14 protein-coding genes, 1 pseudogene and 1 riboswitch are annotated in these 18,676 nt (G+C 74.7%); of the genes and pseudogenes, 5 read left to right on the forward strand and 10 right to left on the reverse strand.

Annotated features, from left to right (window positions below; genetic code table 11):
- Positions 1-72: 72 nt before the first annotated feature.
- Positions 73-214: pseudogene (locus ACLQ2U_RS04290) on the forward strand (Fpg/Nei family DNA glycosylase); the annotation flags it as partial.
- Positions 215-384: 170 nt separating this feature from the next.
- Positions 385-3,984 carry a hypothetical protein gene (locus tag ACLQ2U_RS04295; RefSeq protein ID WP_425749198.1) on the forward strand — a complete coding sequence of 1,200 codons (3,600 nt, stop codon included), beginning with the start codon at positions 385-387 and terminating at the stop codon, positions 3,982-3,984.
- A 13-nt stretch (positions 3,985-3,997) separates the two neighbouring features.
- On the opposite strand, the gene pspM is transcribed toward ACLQ2U_RS04295, so the two are convergent.
- The 7 genes from pspM to ACLQ2U_RS04330 form a co-directional block, all read right to left on the reverse strand.
- On the reverse strand, positions 3,998-4,783 hold the full coding sequence (gene pspM / locus ACLQ2U_RS04300; protein ID WP_425749199.1) for a phage shock envelope stress response protein PspM: 786 nt from the start codon (positions 4,781-4,783) through the stop codon (positions 3,998-4,000).
- A 23-nt stretch (positions 4,784-4,806) separates the two neighbouring features.
- The gene (locus tag ACLQ2U_RS04305; RefSeq protein WP_425749200.1) at positions 4,807-5,682 is read right to left on the reverse strand and encodes a PspA/IM30 family protein; all 876 of its coding nucleotides are present in this window, start codon (positions 5,680-5,682) and stop codon (positions 4,807-4,809) included.
- 183 nt (positions 5,683-5,865) lie between these two features.
- Positions 5,866-6,318 carry a helix-turn-helix domain-containing protein gene (locus ACLQ2U_RS04310; RefSeq protein ID WP_425749201.1) on the reverse strand — a complete coding sequence of 151 codons (453 nt, stop codon included), beginning with the start codon at positions 6,316-6,318 and terminating at the stop codon, positions 5,866-5,868.
- A gap of 143 nt (positions 6,319-6,461) precedes the next feature.
- Positions 6,462-7,028: a CinA family protein gene (locus tag ACLQ2U_RS04315; protein ID WP_425749202.1), complete on the reverse strand. Its 567-nt coding sequence runs from the start codon at positions 7,026-7,028 to the stop codon at positions 6,462-6,464.
- Positions 7,029-7,165: 137 nt separating this feature from the next.
- Positions 7,166-7,753 (reverse strand): CDP-diacylglycerol--glycerol-3-phosphate 3-phosphatidyltransferase, encoded by a 588-nt coding sequence (pgsA, locus tag ACLQ2U_RS04320; RefSeq protein ID WP_425749203.1) that lies wholly within the window; start codon positions 7,751-7,753, stop codon positions 7,166-7,168.
- 77 nt (positions 7,754-7,830) lie between these two features.
- Positions 7,831-9,330 carry a 30S ribosomal protein S12 methylthiotransferase RimO gene (gene rimO, locus ACLQ2U_RS04325; RefSeq protein WP_425749204.1) on the reverse strand — a complete coding sequence of 500 codons (1,500 nt, stop codon included), beginning with the start codon at positions 9,328-9,330 and terminating at the stop codon, positions 7,831-7,833.
- 75 nt (positions 9,331-9,405) lie between these two features.
- Positions 9,406-10,329 carry an ornithine cyclodeaminase family protein gene (locus ACLQ2U_RS04330; RefSeq protein ID WP_425749338.1) on the reverse strand — a complete coding sequence of 308 codons (924 nt, stop codon included), beginning with the start codon at positions 10,327-10,329 and terminating at the stop codon, positions 9,406-9,408.
- 92 nt (positions 10,330-10,421) lie between these two features.
- Positions 10,422-10,488: riboswitch (guanidine-III (ykkC-III) riboswitch) on the forward strand.
- Between the two features lie 57 nt (positions 10,489-10,545).
- Here ACLQ2U_RS04330 and ACLQ2U_RS04335 point away from each other — a divergent pair.
- Positions 10,546-10,860, forward strand: coding sequence for a DMT family transporter (locus tag ACLQ2U_RS04335; RefSeq protein WP_425749205.1), 315 nt, complete (start codon positions 10,546-10,548; stop codon positions 10,858-10,860).
- 36 nt (positions 10,861-10,896) lie between these two features.
- On the opposite strand, the gene ACLQ2U_RS04340 is transcribed toward ACLQ2U_RS04335, so the two are convergent.
- Entirely contained in the window at positions 10,897-13,359 is a 2,463-nt protein-coding gene (locus ACLQ2U_RS04340; RefSeq protein WP_425749206.1) for a DNA translocase FtsK, read from the reverse strand.
- Positions 13,360-13,473: 114 nt separating this feature from the next.
- On the opposite strand from ACLQ2U_RS04340, the gene ACLQ2U_RS04345 reads away from it, so the two are divergent.
- On the forward strand, positions 13,474-13,950 hold the full coding sequence (locus ACLQ2U_RS04345) for a YbjN domain-containing protein (RefSeq protein WP_425749207.1): 477 nt from the start codon (positions 13,474-13,476) through the stop codon (positions 13,948-13,950).
- Complete coding sequence (locus ACLQ2U_RS04350) at positions 13,947-15,557, forward strand: YbjN domain-containing protein (RefSeq protein WP_425749208.1); 1,611 nt, start codon at positions 13,947-13,949, stop codon at positions 15,555-15,557. The genes ACLQ2U_RS04345 and ACLQ2U_RS04350 overlap by 4 nt, the downstream gene beginning before the upstream one ends.
- A 114-nt stretch (positions 15,558-15,671) precedes the next feature.
- Here ACLQ2U_RS04350 and ACLQ2U_RS04355 read toward each other — a convergent pair whose 3' ends face one another.
- Positions 15,672-16,754 carry a S1 family peptidase gene (locus ACLQ2U_RS04355; RefSeq protein ID WP_425749209.1) on the reverse strand — a complete coding sequence of 361 codons (1,083 nt, stop codon included), beginning with the start codon at positions 16,752-16,754 and terminating at the stop codon, positions 15,672-15,674.
- Positions 16,755-16,937: 183 nt separating this feature from the next.
- Entirely contained in the window at positions 16,938-18,626 is a 1,689-nt protein-coding gene (locus ACLQ2U_RS04360; protein ID WP_425749210.1) for a ribonuclease J, read from the reverse strand.
- Positions 18,627-18,676: the final 50 nt, after the last annotated feature.

Genomic DNA, 18,676 nt, shown 5'->3' on the forward strand with positions numbered 1-18,676 from the left:
CGGTGTTCATCTGATCAACTCAAGCCGCGCCATCAACCGATCCCAGCTGGGCGTCGTACTTTCGGGTTCCATGCTGGTCAGCTGCTCGCCGCGAACCGGGGTCGGTGGACGCAGAGCACCACCGGTTCGCTGCAAGGAGCTGAGCGAGCGGGTCACGTACTGGTGCCCGGTGTGCCAACCGGAGCAGTCCTCACCAGGCACGACGCCGGCCTGACCCGTCGCCTCCCCATTGCCGGGACGACACCGGAGATACGGACGATTGGGTAATTCCTATCCGGCGGCCCAGGTCGCATGCTGCGGTTGAGTGCTCACCGTTCGTCACCGGGCACGACCACCCGCCACGTCGGGGTGGTGGTCGTCGTGCCCCGTCCCCCGGGGAGAGCCATGGCCCTGTTCCGCCGACTGCGCCCCCGCTGGGCGGACCGCCCGGTCCGCACCGACCGCGTCGAGGGACCGACGGTGCCGGCGGCGCGGACCGCCGAGGCGGCCGGCCCGGCCCCGGCGAGCCTGGACCCGGAAGCCGTGCCGCGCTGCTTCGGCCCGGTGCCGAACTTCGCCGCCAGCCCACTGCCGGTGCTCGACATCACCGGACGGGTGGTCCTCGGCACCGGCCTGCGCAAGTTCGTCGACGCGCTGCCGCTGCCCAGCCCGCTGGGCCGCAACGAGCTGGGCAGCCACCTGCCGGTCGCGGTCCCCGACACGATCAGCTACCCGGGCTGCGACTACTACGAGATCGGGCTGCGCGAGTACAGCCAGCGGCTGCACCGGGACCTGCCGAACACCCGGCTGCGCGGCTACCGGCAGCTCAACCTCGGCACCGACCCGGACGGGCACAACACCGTCGCCCCGCCGGAGCGGCCCTACCACCTCGGGCCGATGATCATGGCGCGCCGGGGCCGTCCGGTCCGGATCAAGTTCATCAACCAGCTCCCCACCGGCCGGGCCGGCGACCTCTTCCTGCCGGCTGACGCCAGCCTCGCCGGGGCCGGCACCGGTCCGCTGGACGGGCCGGCGCCGTACCCGCAGAATCGCGCGGTGCCGCACCTGGCGGGGGCGCAGACCGGCTGGATCAGCGCCGGCAACCCGTGGCAGTGGGTCACCCCGGCCGGGGAGATCACGCCGTACCCGACCGGGGTGGGGCTGCACCACGTGCCCGACATGCCGCACCCCGGCGCCGGGGCCACCACGCTCTACTACCCGAACGAGCAGAGCGGCCGGCTGATGTGGCTGCACGACAACACCCTCGGCCTGTCCCGGCTGACCGTCTACTCCGGGCAGCTCGCGCTCTACCTGCTCACCGACCCGGCCGAGGAGCTGCTGGTCGCCGACGGGGTGCTCCCCGCCGAGCAGTTCCCGCTGGTGATCCAGGACCGGACGTTCGTACCGGACGACGCCCAACTCGCCGCGCAGGACCCGACCTGGGACCGGGACCGGTGGGGCGCCCGGGGCAACCTCTGGCACCCGCACGTCTACCAGCCCCGGCAGAACCCGTACCGCGACTCGGGGCGCAACCCCACCGGCCGCTGGGACTACGGCCCGTGGATGCCGGGGCGGGACGCCGGGGACGGGGCCGGCCCGGTGGAGAACCCGCACCACGACCCGGTGGCCGCGCCGGAGGAGCCGCCCCGGGCGCCCGGCGTGCCGCACCCCTGCGCCACGCCCGACGCGTACGGGGACACCCCGCTGGTCAACGGCACCGCGTACCCGTACCTGACGGTGGCGCCGAAGGCGTACCGGTTCCGGATCCTGAACGCCTGCGCGGACCGCAGCCTCAACCTCCAGCTCTACCGGGCCCGCTCGGACGGTCCGATGTGGCGGGCCGACGGCGGACTGGCCGATGCCGACGCCGGGGAGGTGCGGATGGTCGAGGCGGTCCACGCCTCGGGCCGCCCGGCCGACTGGCCCATCGACGGCCGCGAGGGCGGGGTGCCCGACCCCCGGGCCGCCGGCCCACGCATGATCCAGATCGGCAACGAGGGCGGGCTGCTCCCCGCGCCGGTGGTGGTGCCGAACCGCCCGGTCGGCTACCGGTACGACCGGCGGGACCCCTCGGTGCTCAACGTGGACGGACACGCCCTGCTGCTCGCCCCGGGCGAGCGGGCCGACGTGGTCGTCGACTTCTCCACCGTCCCGCCCGGCGCGGTCCTGATCCTCTACAACGACTGTCCGGCGCCGCTGCCCCGCTTCGACCCCCGGTACGACCACCACACCGACGCGCCGGACCGCACCGCCGAGGGTGGCCTCGCCGGCACCCGCCCCGGGTACGGCCCGAACATCCGAACCATCCTCCAGTTCCGGGTGGCCGGCACGCCGGCCCCGCCGTTCGACCTGGCCCGGCTGGCCGAGCGCCTCCCCGGCGCGTACGCGGCCAGCCAGCGGCCGCCGATCGTGCCGCAGCCGGAGTACGACGAGGCGTTCGGCACCCGCACCGCCCGACGCACCCTGGTTCCGGTGCACGCCACCTCGGTCAGCTTCACCCCGACCGGCGCGGCCGCCCCGGTGACCCTGCCGATCGAGGTGAAGACCGTCGGGCCTGTCTTCGAGCCGGAGCACGGGCGGCTCGCCGGGCGGCTCGGCGTCGCCCACCCGTACGCGGGCCCGCTCGGCCCGTCCTCCCTGCCGCTCGGTCCGGCCGACCCGGCGACCGAGATCCTCTTCGCGACCGACCCGGCGGTCCCGGTCGGCGCGCCAGCGGACGGCACCCGGCTGTGGCGGATCAGCGGGACCGGCCGGCAGACCCACCCGGTGCGGATCGACGGCTGCGACGTGCAGCTGGTGAACCGGGTCGGCTGGGACGGCACGGTCCGGCCGCCGGACGGCGGCGAGCTGGGCTGGAAGGACACCGTCCGGGTCAACCCGGCCGAGGACGTGGTGGTGGCGCTGCGTCCGGTGGTCCCGCCGCTGCCCTTCAAGATCGGCGACAGTCTGCGGCTGCTCGACCCGACCCGCCCGGCCGGGACCCGGGTCGGTTCCACCCCGGTCAGTCCGCTCGACGGGCGCCCGGCCACGGTGGTGAACCACCTGGTCAACCTCGGTTGGGAGTACCGCTGGTCCAGCGCGGCGGCCGCCCTGCGCGACCTGGGGATGAGCCGGCCGCTGGTGGTCCGGGTCTCCCCCAAGGCGCCGACCGGGCTGACCGCCACGCCGGTGCCGGGTTCGGCGACCGCCCTGCCGGCGATCGCGCTGGCCTGGACCGGCAACGGCAGCCGCCCGCCGGCCACCAGCCACCTGCTCCAGCGGGCCACCGACGCCTGGTTCACCGAGGGGGTCACCGCGATCACCGTGGCGGCGACCGCGACCCGGTACACCGACGCGACGGTGACCCCCGGTGTCACCTACCACTACCGGATCCGGGCGGAGAACACGGTGAGCTGCTCGGCCTGGTCGAACAGCGTCCCGGCGTCGGTCCGGCTCATCGCGCCGAGCGGGCTCGTCGCGGCGGTCCCGCCGGCCGCGCCGCTGCGGATCGCGCTGCGCTGGGTCAACCGCTCCTTCGCCACCGGGATCGACGTGCAGCGGGCCACGAACCCGACGTTCACCAGCGGCCCGGGCACCACCGCGATCGGCGTGGCGGACAACCACCTGGACCCGGCGGTCGCCCCGGACACCACGTACTACTACCGGGCGCGCACCACGTACCTCGGCGCCGCGTCACCCTGGTCGACGGTGGCCACGGTGACCACGCCGCCGGTGCCGCGGACGCCGACCTCGCTGGCCGCCGCGGTGAGCGCGCCGGGCCCGGACACCGCGACGGTGGTGCTGAGCTGGGCGGCGGGCACGCCCGCGGGGCCGGGTGCCGGGTTCGTCGTGCAGCGCGCCCTGGACCCGTCGTTCAGCCGGCAGCCGGCCACCTTCACGGTCACCGGCCGGGCCTTCACCAACACCGGCCTTGCCCGGGGCGTGACATACCACTACCGGATCCGCTCGTTCAACGTGGTCGGCAGCTCGCCGTGGACCGGCCCGTTGCCGGTCACCACCCGCTGACCGGGGCGGCCGGTCAGCGGGCCGGGCTGCGCAGCGGGTCGCCGACGGCGCGCAGCTCGGCCAGCGCCGAGGCGACACCGTGCAGCAGGTCGGTCGCCTCCAGCAGCCGGGAGGCGGCCGGGTCGCCGGTGCCCGGGTGGGCGTCCACGGCGACGTAGCCGGCCGCCGCGACGACCAGCCCCTCGTAGGCGGTCACCCCGGTCTCCAGCTGGTCGAGCAGGACGCGGTGCGCCTCGGCGAGCCGGGGCCGGGCCTCGGCCGGGGCCAGCTTGAGGGTGCGTTCCACACTGGCCACCCGCCCGGCCAGGTCGCGCAGCGAACGGTCGGCCGCGGCGGCCGCCAGCACCGCTGGCTCGGCCAGCCCGGTCAACCGCCCGGCCATCCCGGCCAGGGTGAGCGCCGCCTGGTCCAGCCGGGCCCAGGCCGCGGCGGCGGTGGTGCCTCGCAGGGCCAGCCGGGACCGGAGCCGGCGCGCCTCGGCGAGCACGCCCGGGCCGACCGGGAGCCGCTCGACCGCCGCCACCAGCCGGGCCCGGGAGCGGGCGGCGGCCTCGGCCGGGTCGAGGGCCGGTGGGGCGGGCCGGCCCGCGAGGGCCCGCAGGTCGATCCAGCGCCAGACGGCCAGCGCCACCGCGCTGCCCGCGGCGCCCGCCCAGGCCGCGTCCGGTAGCCCCAGCCCGGCGTACGGGGTCAGCACGGCGGCCGCACCGCCCAGCCCGCCGGCCAGGACGCTCCACCGTCGGGCGGAACGCCGCAACCGGCGCAGTCGACGGAAGTGTCTCGCTCGCTCGTCCGCCACCCGTACCTCCTCGAAGCGTCCGCTCAGCCGGCGGCGGTGGTGTCCCCCGTGCCGCGGTCCCGGGTCATGCTGGCCCGGATCTCGTCGAGCCGGGCTGTGGCGGCCGGGTCGGCCGCCGACGCGGCCGGCTGGGCCTGCTGCTGCACGGCCGGCCGTTCCTGCTGGCCGGCGAGCTGCTCACCGGCCATGCTGGCCCGGATCTGCTCCAGCCGGGACGACCCGGCGCTGTCCAGCGTCGACTTCTGGATTTCCAGCATCCGCCCCTCGACCGAGTTGCCGGCCAGCTCGGCACGGCCCATCGCGTTGGCGTAGCGGCGCTCGATGCGGTCGCGGACCTCGTCCAGCGAGGGGGTGTCGCCGGGGGCGGCGAGGCTGGACATCGACTCCAGCGAGCGGGCCACGCTCTCCTGCATCTTGGCCTGCTCCAGCTGGCTGAGCAGCTTGGTCCGCTCGGCCAGCTTCTGCTGGAGGATCATCGAGTTGTTCTCGACGGCGCGGCGGGCCTGGGCGGCGGCGCCGAGCGCCTGGTCGTGCAGGGTCTTCAGGTCCTCGGTGGCCTGCTCGGCGGAGACCAGTTGGGTGGCGAGCACCTGGGCGGACTGCTCGTAGCGACCGGCCTCGGCCTCGTCCCCCTTGGCCCGGGCCTGGTCGGCGAGGACCAGCGCCTGCCGGGCGTTGGCCTGCAACCGCTCGACCTCGGACATCTGCCGGGAGAGCTTCATCTCCAGCTGGCGCTGGTTGCCGATCACCGCGGCCGCCTGCTGGACCAGCGCCTGGTGCTGGCGCTGCGCTTCCTCGATGGCCTGCTGGATCTGCACCTTGGGATCGGCGTGCTCGTCGATCTTGGCACCGAAGAGCGCCATCAGGTAGTGCCAGCCCTTGACGAACGGGTTCGCCATCTCCGCGGTATCCCCTCAGTAGCATCGCTACGCCTCGGCCCGACCGGGCGGCGCGGAGCGTGCCTCCATCGTCGCAGCCGGACGCCAGGGCGGCGAGCCGGACCGCGGGAGTGCTCCGCGCAGCCTGCGATCAACCCTACGCGGCGCGGGCGAGCCCGGCCATGCGCCGGGAGGGGCCGGCCGTCAGGCGGCGCAGACCACGTCCCGCTCGCTGGGGCGGACCCGGGTGCTGCGCAGGGTGGCCTTGAGCGGCGAGTCGTGGCGGACCGAGACGGCGACCTTGCCATCGGAGGTCACCTGGCGGACGCCTCGGTTGGTCGCCTTGCGCACCGCCGCGGCGGATGCCACCGGGGTGGGCTCGGCCGGCTCGTCCTGCATCGGCACCAGCACGCCCGGCATCTGCTCGGCGAGGGCGACGGTGTCGCTCACCTCGCGCAGCAGCTCGGAGAGGCGGGCGCCGAGCGCGTCGCAGATGGCGGCCAGCAGCTCGCTGGAGGGCTCCTTCTGGCCGCGCTCGATCTCGGACAGGTAGCCCAGGCTGACGTTGGCGGCGGTGGAGACCTCGCGCAGGGTGCGGTGCTGCCCCTGGCGGCGCGCCCGTAGTGCGTCACCGATCACCCGGCGTAGCAGGACCATCGCACCTCCCCCTGACGGGATCCTCTGCCGGCGGGCGGTCGCCGGCGCCGGCGCCGGCGTCGCGCGCCGGAGCCTTCCCGCAACCGTACCCGTTGCCCGGCCCGGCGACATCCCACCCCGCCCGCCGGATCCGGTCACCGCGGTCACCGCCGGCCCACCGGGGCAGCCGGACCGGTCGGCGCCCCGTCGTCGACGTCCTGGGCGGCGTCGGCGGCGTGGATCCACTCGGCGAGCAGGCGCAGCGCCTCGATCACCGCGGCGGCCCGGATGTGGTCCCGGCCGCCGTCGAGGTCGAGCTGGCGGACCACCGCGCCGTGCGGCCCGGCCGCCGCGACGTAGACCAGCCCGACCGGCTTGCCGTCCTGCGGCTCCGGCCCGGCCACGCCGGTGGTGGCCAGCCCCCAGTCGGCCCCGCAGCGCCGCCGCCCGCCCTCGGCGAGCGCCACCGCCACGTCCGGGTCGACCGGCCCGCGCTCGGCGAGCAGTCCCTCCGGTACGCCGGCCAGCGCCGACTTCAGCTCGGTGGCGTACGTGACCAGACCGCCCCGGAAGATCCCGGTGACCCCGGCGATCTCCACGATCGAGGCGGAGAGCAGCCCGCCGGTGAGCGACTCGACGGTGGCCAGCGTCTGGCCGCGCTCGTGCAGCCTGTGCACCACCGCCGCCGCCGGGCTCCCGACCGGCCGTTCATGGTTCGCATCCGTCCCCATGCCGTCACACCCTTCCCCGCCGGCTCGCCCTACTCATCCTCCCAGCCGTCCTCGCGTGATCCTGAGGTTAGCGGCGGGTGGATCTCCTTCACTGCCGTCAACTTCATGATCGACGGAGTGGGCCTTTCGGGGGGTGGTCAGGGGTGGGGGCGGCGGAGGCGGAGGGCCTGGGCGACGTAGTCGAAGCCGGTGACCACCGTGACGATCACGGCGGCGGCCATGATCCAGGGGCCGACGGCGGACAACGCGGCCGGCATCGGCCAGAGGTACCAGGTGATCGCCAGGATCTGCAGGGCAGTCTTGATCTTGCCGCCGCGGCTGGCCGCGATCACCCCGTGCCGGATCACCCAGAACCGCAGCGCGGTGATGCCCAGCTCCCGGGCGAGGATCACCGCGGTCACCCACCAGGGCAGCCAGTCGTACCAGGAGAGCAGCACCAGGGCGGCGCCGGTGAGCGCCTTGTCGGCGATCGGGTCGGCCACCTTGCCGACCGAGGTGACCAGCCCGAACCGGCGGGCGATCCAGCCGTCGACCAGGTCGGTCACCGAGGCGAAGACGAAGACCAGGCAGGCCACGATCCGCCAGCTGGCGTGCGTCATCGCCGAGACGACCACCATCGCCATGAAGACCGGCACCAGCACCAGCCGCAGCAGGGTCAGCGCGTTGGCCGCGTTGAGCACCGGCACCCGGGGGACCACCGGCGTCGACTCCGTCGCGCCGGTCACCGCCGCACCCCGCCGCGGCCGCCGTGGCGTACCTGGCACCGCACCACGTGGCTCCCCCGCTCCGTCCCGGCCCGCCGTCACCGTTCCGCGCCGGGCGCCGCCGAGATCATCTCATCCGGCACGGCGACCAGGTCGACACCCTCGGTCGTGGTGACCGTGGCGCGGACCAGATCGCCGGGACGCAGCGCGGCCAGGTCGACCCCGCCGCCCACCGGCGCGACCAGGGTGGTCGAGCCGTCGACCTCGGGGGCCTGGTGGGCCGCCCGCCCCTCGACCACGCCGTCGTCGACCGAGTCGACCAGCACCTCGACGGTCGACCCGAGCCGCTCCTCGGCCCGCTGCGAGCAGAGCTCGTCGGCGAGCGCGCTGAGCTTGTCGTACCGGCGCTTGATGGTGGCGGCGGAGACCTTGCCGGTCAGCCCGGCGGCCTCGGTGCCGTCCTCGTCGCTGTAGTCGAACATCCCGATCGCGTCGAGGCGCGCCTCGGTCAGGAACCGGACCAGCTCGTCCACGTCGGCCCGGGTCTCGCCGGGGAAGCCGACGATGAAGTTGCTCCGGGCGCCGGCCTCCGGGGCCAGGGCGCGGGCACCGGCCAGCAGCTCCAGGAACCGGTCGGTGGAGCCGAAACGACGCATCCGGCGCAGCACCGGCTCGCTGGAGTGCTGGAACGACAGGTCGAAGTAGGGGGCCACGCCGGGCGTGGTGGCGATCGCCTCGACCAGGCCGGGCCGGGTCTCGGCCGGCTGGAGGTAGCTGGCCCGGACCCGGACGATGCCGTCGACCGCAGCGAGCTGCGGCAGCAGCTTCTCCAGCGCGCGGGGGTCGCCCAGGTCCTTGCCGTAGGAGGTGGAGTTCTCGCTGACCAGCACCAGCTCCCGGACGCCGGTCTTGGCCAGCCACTCCGCCTCGGCGAGCAGCTCGTCCGGCGTACGGGAGACGAAGGCGCCGCGGAAGGCGGGGATGGCGCAGAACGCGCAGCGGCGGTCGCAGCCGCTGGCCAGCTTCAGCGAGGCGACCGGCCCGGTGTCGAGCCGGCGGCGCAGCACCTGGCGCAGGTGGGCCGGGGTGTGCTCGTCGGTCTCCACGACGCCCCGCGCCGGGGTGCCGTGGCCGGGGAGCGAGACCGCCTTGTCCCGGCGGGAGACCGGGGTGAGCGGCAGCAGCTCGCGCCGGTCGCGCGGGGTGTGCGCGTCGACCGCCTCGCCGGCGACGACCGCGTTCAGCCGGGCGGAGATCTCCGGGTAGTCGTCGAAGCTGAGCACCGCCTGCGCCTCGGGGAGGCTGTTGGCCAGCTCACGCCCGTACCGCTCGGCCATGCAGCCGGCCGCGACCACCTTGGCGCCGGTGTCGGCGGCGGCGAGCAGCGTCTGGATGGATTCCTGCTTGGCCTTCTCCACGAAGCCGCAGGTGTTGACGACCACCACGTCGGCGCCCTCGCCGTCGGTGGTGACCTGCCAGCCGTCGGCGTGCAGCCGGGCGGCCAGCTCCTCCGAGTCGACCTCGTTGCGGGCGCAGCCCAGGGTCAGCAGGGCGACGCGGCGGCCGTCGGCGGCGGAAGGGGAGGTGGCAGACACCATCCGAGGGTACCGGGCCGCGCGGCGGAGGCCGGCAACGGCGGGCCGCGGCATCGGCCGGCTCACATCCGCGGCCGGTCAGACCGTCGCCGCGCCGACCCGGACCAGGCGGTCGAGCAGGGCGACCTCGGTGCCGGCCAGGCCGGTGGAGCAGAAGACCGAGATCTGGTCCGCGCCGGTCCGGCCGGGGACCGCCCCGGCCAGCACCGCGCCCAGGTCACGCAACCGCCCGGCGTACGGCGGGAGCGCGGCGAGCATCGGCGGGGAGTACGCGGCCGCCTGGGCCGGCGAGTCGGTGACCAGCAGGTCGGCGACGTCGAGCAGGTCGATGCCGAACTCGTGCCGGTCGGCCTGCTTGAAGCCGACGGCGTTGACGTGGGTGCCCGGGGCGAGGTCGGCGGCGGCGAGCACCGGCGTCGGGCTGGCGGTGGCGAGCACCACGATGTCGCGGCCGGCCGCCGCGGCCGCGGCGGTGTCCACCGCGCGGGCCGGGACGCCCAACTCGGCGCGGACCCGGGCGGCGAACGCCGCACGGCGGGCGGCCGAGCGGCTGTGCACGGTCACCTCGCGCAGCGGACGGACCGCCGCGGCGGCCCAGACCTGGGTCCACGCCTGCCCGCCGGAGCCGATCACCCCGAGGGTGGCCGCGTCCGGCCGGGCGAGGACGTCGACCGCCACCCCGCCCAAACCCCCGGTACGCCGGGAGCCCAGCTCCTCCCCCACCGCGACCGCTCGCACCACCCCGGTCCGCCCGTCGTGCAGCACCACCAGCTGCTCGCTCTCCGGGTGCCCGAAGGTGTCGTAGGAGCGGTAGCCGTACCACTCGCCGGTGAGGTGGCCGGCGGTGAGCACCATCCGGCCGCCGCCGAGCGCGGCGGACGCCCGCGGCGGGGCGACGAGACGGCCGGCGTGGGCGGCCAGCAGCGCGTCCCGCATCGCCTCGACGGTGGTGGCGGCGTCCAGCGCGGCGGCGACCTCCCGGTCGGTGAAGAGCACGGTCATGCTCCCCATCCTTCAACCTCAAGTTGACTTCAGCTCAACGGATGGTGGGGCAGATCACCGCCCGCCGTTCCGGGGCGGTGTTAGCGTCGACCATGGTGGCCCGGCGTGGCCGCCCCGGACGAGCGGTGGGCGTACCCGGTCAGGTCAAGACGCCCCGGACGATGACCGACTCGTCCCGGCCCCGGCGGCCGGGCCCACCCCGCAGAGGTGACTGTCATGGCCTGGATCGTGCTGGTGCTCTCCGGACTGCTGGAGACGGCGTGGGCGATCGCCCTCGACCGCAGTGCCGGCTTCAGCCGCCCCGTCCCCTCCGCCGTCTTCGCGGTGACCCTGGTGCTGAGCATGGCCGGCCTGGCGTACGCGCTGCGCGAGATCCCGGTCGGCACCGGCTACGCGGTCTGGGTCGGCATCGGCGCGGTCGGCACCACGCTGGTCGGCATGCTGGCGCTGGGTGAGTCGGCCAGCCTGCCCCGGATCCTCTGCCTGCTGCTGGTGGTCGCCGGCGTGATCGGCCTCAAAGTCTTCCACTGACCGCCGCCGGGTCCGGACCGACCATCGGCGGTGGCGCTACTCGTCGCCGCCGTGTAGGCCGACCAGGACCTCTTCCAGCTCGTCCGGCTTGACCAGCACGTCGCGGGCCTTGGAACCCTCGGAGGGGCCGACCACGCCCCGGGTCTCCATCAGGTCCATCAGCCGGCCCGCCTTGGCGAAGCCGACCCGCAGCTTGCGCTGGAGCATCGAGGTCGAGCCGAACTGCGAGGTGACCACCAGCTCCACCGCCTGCACCAGCAGGCCCAGGTCGTCGCCGATGTCCTCGTCGATCTTCTTCTTGCTGTCCTGCGCGGGGGCCAGCACGTCCGGGCGGAACTCCGGCTCGCGCTGGTCCTTGCAGAACTTGACCACGTCGGCGATCTCGCGCTCGGTCACCCAGGCGCCCTGGATCCGGACCGGCTTCGAGGCACCCATCGGCAGGAACAACCCGTCACCGCGGCCGAGCAGCTTCTCCGCGCCCGGCTGGTCCAGGATGACCCGGGAGTCCGCGAGCGAGGAGGTGGCGAACGCCAGCCGGGACGGCACGTTCGCCTTGATCAGGCCGGTGACCACGTCGACCGAGGGGCGCTGGGTGGCCAGCACCAGGTGGATGCCGGCGGCCCGGGCCAGCTGGGTGATCCGGACGACCGAGTCCTCCACGTCGCGCGGGGCGACCATCATCAGGTCCGCCAGCTCGTCCACGATCACCAGCAGGTACGGGTACGGGCGCATCTCCCGCTCGCTGCCCGGCGGGGCCTTGATCTCGCCGTTGCGTACCTTGCGGTTGAAGTCGTCGATGTGCCGGACCCCGTTGGCGGCGAGATCGTCGTAGCGCATGTCCATCTCGCGGACGACCCACTCCAGCGAGTCGGCCGCCTTCTTCGCGTTGGTCACGATCGGGGTGACCAGGTGCGGGATGCCCTCGTAGCCGGTCATCTCGACCCGCTTCGGGTCGATCAGCAGCAGCCGTACCTCGTCCGGGGTGGCCCGGGTGAGGATCGACACCAGCAAGGTATTGAGGCAGCTCGATTTGCCGGCGCCGGTGGCCCCGGCGATCAGGATGTGCGGCATCTTGGCGAGGTTGGCCACCACGTAGCCGCCCTCGATGTCCTTGCCGAGCGCCACCACCATCGGGTGGTGGTCGCTGGTGGCGGCCCGCGAGCGCAGCACGTCGCCGAGCGCGACGTTCTCCGGGTCGGTGTTCGGGATCTCCACCCCGACCGCGCTCTTGCCCGGGATCGGGCTGATGATCCGCACGTCGGGCGACTTCACCGAGTACGCGATGTTGCGGGAGAGCTGGGTGATCCGCTCGACCTTCACGCCGTGGCCGAGCTCGACCTCGTAGCGGGTGACCGTCGGGCCGCGGGTGAAGCCGGTGACCGCGGCGTCCACGTCGAACTGGTCGAAGACGCCGGTCAGCGCGGCGATCACCTCGTCGTTGGCCTTGCTCCGGGTCTTCGGCGCGGCGCCGCTGCTGAGCATGTTGGCCGGCGGCAGGGTGTAGTCGCCGGCCAGCCCGGTGAGCGCGAGCTGCTCGGCGCGGGTCGGCGCGGGCGAGTGCCCCGGCGGCTCGACCGGCTTGCGGCTGGCTGGCACCTTGCCCCGTGCCTTCCGGGGGAGCACGACGGTGTCCCGGATCTCCTCGGCGTCGTAGTCGTCGTCGAGGTCGTCCGGGTCCATCGGCGGCGGCGCGGTGCGCTTGGCCGGGTGGCGGCGGTTGGTCTTCTCGGCCACCTCCACCGCCTCGGCGTCGCCGACGCCGGGCGGCGCGACCAGCGTGCCGGCGAGCAGCCCCAGCCGCTCGGGGATCTTGTTGATCGGGGTGGCGGTGACCACCAGCAGGCCGAAGACCAGCAGCAGGATCAGCAGCGGCACCGCCACCCAGGCGGTGACCCCGGCCTCGAGCAGGTCGCCGATCCCGGCGCCGATCAGGCCGCCGGCGTAGTCGCGCTGCACCGGGTCGACCGGGTCCTGTCCGATGTGCAGCATCGCCGCGGTGGCGATCAGCAGGGAACCCCAGCCCACCAGGCCGCGGCCGCGGTGCGCCGGGTCGGCCGGGGTACGCATCAACCGCCAGGCGCCGATCATCAGCAGCACCGGCACCACGATCGCGATCGCGCCGAGGAAGAGCCGCACCGTGTCGGCCAGCCGGGCACCGAGCGGGCCGGCGCCGGAGAACCAGATCGCCACCCCGGTCAGGATGGCCAGCCCGAACAGCAGCAGGCCCCCGCCGTCGCGGCGGTGCTCCGGGTCGAGGTCACGGGCGGAGGCGGCCTGCCGGCCGGCCGCCCGGACGGCCCAGCCCACCCCGTGCGCCAGCCCCATCCACAGTGCACCGACCGCCCGGCCGACGTAGACCGCCGGCCCGGGCCGGGCCGCGGATCGCCGCCGCGCCGACGCTCGGGTGGACTTCTTCGCCGGCTGGCGGGCACGGCTGTTCGTGCTGCCGCGCGGCGACGCGCCGCGCCGCCGGCTCGCCTGAGAGGTACGGCCCGCCATACAGTCACCGTAACGGCGTGACCCGGGAGATCGCCGCTTTTCCGGGTCGTGTCCGCGCGTCGCAACGCGGACCACGCCTTCAGACGTGTTATTCGCCTCAGGAAGGGATGCCCGATGGCGTCGCCTGCGCACGAGGACGGTCCGGACCCCCTGGCCGGGCACCCGCAGGCCCTGCGGCCGTTGACCGGCGAGCTGATCGCCGCCGTGCTGGCCAACCGGGGCTACGCCTACTCCACGGACGGCGACGGCGACCTGGTTGGCCGCTGGGACGACAGCCTGATCTGGTTCCTCCGCCCCGGAACCGCCGGCGAGCTGCTCCAGGTCCGCACCCTGGCCGCCCCCACCTTCGGCATCGAGTACGTCCCGGCGCTCTACGCGTTCTGCAACTCCTGGAACCACGACCGGCTCTGGCCGAAGGCGTTCGTGCACGTCGACGACGACGGGCGGGCCCGGGTCTGCGGCGAGGTGATCACCGACCTGGAACGCGGCGTCACCCCGCACCAGCTGGACCAGCTGCTCGACTGCGCCATCTCGACCGGCTGCCAGCTGGCCGGTGCGGTCGGCCGGCTCCCCGGCGGGGCGACCGCGTGACCGGCCGGGGCGAGGACGCGGGCCGGCGCGTCGGGGCGACCGGGCACCGGGACCCGGACCTGGTCGCGGCGCTGGCCGACGCCCGGGACCTGCCGGACGGCGAGCCCCGCGTCACCGAGCTGGAACGGATCGCTGCCCGCGCCGACGCGGTGGGCGACGTACGGTCCGCACGGGACGCCCGGTTCGCGCTGGTCGAGGCGTATCTGCTGCACGGGGAGCGGTGGCGGGTGGTCGAGCCGGTACGCCGCTGCCTCGCCGCCGTCGACCGGACCCCCGGCCTGCTCGACGAGCGGCCCGGCGACGCCGGCCTGCTCCGCCGCCACCAGCGGTACGCGGTCGAGGCCGCGATCGGCACCCCCCGGATCGGCCTCGACCCGGCCCGCGCGCTTCTCGACGACCTGGCCCGCCGGGCCGGCGAGGACGCCGGGATCGTGGCCCAGCTGCGCTGCCGCCTCGCCGACCACCTCGGGGACGAGCCGATCGCCCGGCACTGGCACGAGTACTGGGCCGCCGCCGAGCCTGATCCGGCGGCCGGCTGCCCGGGCTGCCTGCCGGCCCGCCGGGCCGAGCTGCTGACCGGGTGGGGTGACGACGCGGCGGCGCTGGAGACGCTGCGCCCGGTGCTGGACGGCGCGGTGGACTGCACCGACCAACCGGAGCGGGCCTTCGCCGTGGCGCTGCTGCCCTGGTTGCGCGCCGGGCAGGCGGACCGGGCCGGGCAGGCGCACGTGCGGGCGTACCGGCGGCACCGGCGGGAGCGGGGCGCCTTCCCGTACCTCGCCGCGCACCTGCGCTTCTGCGCGCTGGCCGGGCACCCGGAGCGGGGCCTGGACATCCTCGCCGAGCAGCTGCCCCGGCTGGACCACCCGTACGACGACCTGTCCGCGATGGAGTTCGCCGCCGCCGGGGCGCTGGTCTGCGCCCTCGCCGCCGAGGCGGGGCTGGTCGGGCGGCGGGTGCGCCGCCCGGCGTACGGCGATCGGCCCGCCGCCGACCCGGACGTCGAGACGCTCGGCACCGACCTGCTCACCCTCGCCACCCGGCTGGCCGGCAGCTTCGACGCCCGCAACGGCACCGGGCACCAGTCCGGCCGGATCGCCTCCTGGCTGGCCGAGCGGCCCGTGGACACCCCCGTGCCGCTGCCCGACGACGAGGCCGGGGAAAGCCCGGCGGACGAGCCCTTCCGGCCGGCGGCGGACGAGCTGGCGCCGCTCAGCCTGTCGATGATCAGCGCTGTGCTCGACCGGCGGGGCGACGTGTACGCGGTGGACGCCGCCGGCGTCGTGATCGGACGCTGGGACGAGGCGGTCATCCAGTTCCGGCAGATCGGCCAGCACGGGGAAATCCTGCACGCCCGGGTGGTGGCCGCGCGGCGGCTGCCGGCGGACCGGCTCGCCGAGGCGTACGAGTTCTGCAACGCCTGGAACCACGACCGGCTGCTGCCCAAGGCCTACGTGCACGAGCTGGGCGAGGGTGAGCTGGTGCTGGCCGGTGACGTCACCACCGACCTGGAGCACGGGGTGGCCCCGGCCCAGCTCGGCGTCCTGGTCGACGCGGCGGTGGCCACCGGCGTGGCGTACGCCGAGGCGGTCGCCGCGCTGCCCTGACCGTGGCCGCGCCGGACCCTGGCTGCCGCCCATGATCGGGTAGCGGTTTCCGACAGATCCGACGGCGTGTCGTGTCGGAATTCGCTACCCGATCGTGATGAATGGTGCCGGCGGTCAGTTCGCGGAGAAGGCCAGCGTGTACCCGCCGGACCCGCTCAGCGCGGTGACCCGGTACCGGTAGGCGCCGGCGTCGCCGCCGGCCGCGAGCCGGGCCAGGCCGTCGGCGGTGCCGGCCCGGGCGACGGTCCGGAAGCCGCTTCCGGTCCAGCGCTGCAGCTCCAGCACCAGCTGCGCCCCGTCCGGGGCGTCCAGGCAGGCGCTCTGCGCGCCGGCCCCGGCGACGAACCAGCGGCCGTCGGGCTGGGCCTGCGACCGGCCGGCGGCGATCTCCCCGGAGCGGCTGACGTCACCGGTGCACACCGCGTCGCCGCCGGCCGGCGGGGCGGTCGGGGCGGCGGTGGCCGGCGGGGCGGTGGACCCACCGCCGGCCGGCGGGTCGGCCGGGGCCGACTGGCTGTTCGCGGCGACCAGGGTCAGGTTGTTGCGCTGGAGGATCTCGTTGATCGGCTGGAAGAAGGTCACCCCGCCCCGGGTGCAGTCGCCGGAGCCGCCGGAGGTGACCCCCTGCGCCTGGTCGCCGGAGAGCCACGCCCCAACCGAGTCGCCCGGCTCGGCGCAGACGTTCGTCCGGGTCAGCCCGGTGACCGTCCCCTCCGGATAGTTCACCGTGGCGTTCCTGGCCTGGATCACCCCGCAGCGGGTGCCGGTGGTGGAGCCGGACCGGCAGATCGAGGCGTCGACCGTGGCCTCCGTGGAGCCGTTGACCGGCACCGTGCCGCCGTTGAAGTCGTTCACCACGCCCTGCGGCGTCCACTGGTCGTTGACCTCGACGAACGCCCAGTCGTCGCCGGGGAAGGAGGACGCGGCGAAGGTGCCCTGCGCGGCGACGTCGACGTACCAGCCGGCGATGTCCGGGGTGGCCTGCCGGCCGGCCGAGTCGAGCCGGCTCTTCACCGCGTCCAGCTCGGCGACGCCCCGGTCGGGGGCGGGCTTGCCGTGCCCGTCGCTCCGGCCGGTCCACCGGCCCGTGGTGCGGCGTTCTCCCCGGCGAACGACGGCAGGGTCACCGCCGCCGTCAAGCCCGCCGCCGCCACCACTACGCCGATGGCTGTCATCCGCCTGCGGTCCATCCGCCATGCTCCTCCCGGCCGGCGCGGGGTACGCCTGCCGGAACGGAGTACGGAGACGACCGCCGATCGGTTGAAGTGAATCCGGACGATCAGCTGACCGTGGTCGGCCGGTCACCGGTGTCGGGGCGTACCCCGGGGACGACGACGCCGGTCCACCGCGGACGGTGGACCGGCGTGCGGAGCCGGTGGGTCAGACCTCGACGACCGTCGGGACGATCATCGGACGGCGCCGGTACTTGTCGTTGACCCAGCGCCCGACGGTGCGCCGGACGATCTGCTGGAGCTGGTGCGGGTCGGTGATGCCGTCCGCCGCGGCCCGGTTGAGCGCCTCGGTGACCAGCGGGACGACCGGGTTGAACGCCTCCGGGTCCTCGGAGAAGCCCTTCGCCGACAGGGTCGGGCCGGCGACGACCTTGCCGGTGACCGAGTCGACCACCACGGTGGTGGCGATGAAGCCGCCGTCGCCGAGGATCCGCCGCTCGGTGAGCAGCGACTCGCTGACGTCGCCGACGGCGAGGCCGTCGACGTAGACGTACCTGCTCTTCACGTGCCCGACCAGGCTGGCCCGGCCCTCCACCAGGTCGACCACGTCGCCGTCCTCGCAGATCACCACCCGGTCCGGGGCGACCCCGGACTCGATGCCGAGCCGGGCGTGCGCGCGCAGGTGCCGCCACTCGCCGTGCACCGGCATCAGGTTGCTCGGGCGGGTGACGTTGAGCAGGTAGAGCAGCTCACCGGCGGGGGCGTGGCCGGAGACGTGCACCTTGGCGACGTCCTTGTGCACGACCACCGCGCCGGCCCGCGCCAGTCGGTTGATCACCCGGTAGACCGAGGTCTCGTTGCCCGGCACCAGCGAGCTGGCCAGCACCACGGTGTCGCCGGGGGCGATGGTGATGTGCCGGTGGTCGCCGCTGGCCATCCGACCCAGCGCGCTCATCGGCTCGCCCTGCGAGCCGGTGGACATCAGCACGATCTGCTCGGGCGGAAGCGTGGTCGCCTCCTCGATCCCGACCACCAGGCCGGCCGGGATGTTGAGCAGGCCGAGGTCCCGGGCGATGCCCATGTTGCGGACCATCGACCGGCCGATCAGCGCGACCTTGCGGCCGTGCTCGGCCGCCGAGTCGAAGACCTGCTGCACCCGGTGCACGTGCGAGGCGAACGAGGCGACGATGATCCGCCCCTTCGCCTTCGCGAAGATCGAGTCGAGCACCGGCCCGATCTCCCGCTCCGGGGTGACGAAGCCGGGGATCTCCGCGTTGGTGGAGTCCGACAGCAGCAGGTCCACGCCCTCCGCGCCGAGCCGGGCGAAACCGGCCAGGTCGGTGATCCGGCCGTCCAGCGGCAGCTGGTCCATCTTGAAGTCGCCTGTGTGCAGCACCAGGCCGGCCGGGGTGCGGATGGCCACCGCCAGGGCGTCCGGGATCGAGTGGTTGACCGCGAAGAACTCGCACTCGAACGGGCCGAGCCGCTCCCGGCCGCCCTCCCGCACGGTCAGCGTGTACGGCTGGATCCGCCGCTCGGCCAGCTTCGCCTCGACCAGGGCCAGGGTGAACTGGGAGCCGACCAGCGGGATGTCCGGCTTGTGGGCCAACAGGTACGGCACCGCGCCGATGTGGTCCTCGTGACCGTGGGTGAGCACGATCGCCTGGACGTCGGCCAGCCGGTCCAGGATCGGCCCGAAGTCGGGCAGGATCAGGTCCACGCCGGGCTGCTCGACGTCGGGGAAGAGCACCCCGCAGTCGACGATCAGCAGCTTGCCGTCGTACTCGAAGACGGTCATGTTCCGACCGATGGCGCCGAGCCCGCCGAGTGGGATGATCCGCAGGCCACCCCTCGGCAGCGGCGGGGGCAGTTCACCCTCGAAGTGCGCCTGGGTCACGCGTCCACCTCATTCTGCGACGCCGTAACCCGGCGTCCGTCGTGTCGTTC

This window comes from Micromonospora sp. DT47 (assembly GCF_049844475.1).
Taxonomy (GTDB): domain Bacteria; phylum Actinomycetota; class Actinomycetes; order Mycobacteriales; family Micromonosporaceae; genus Micromonospora.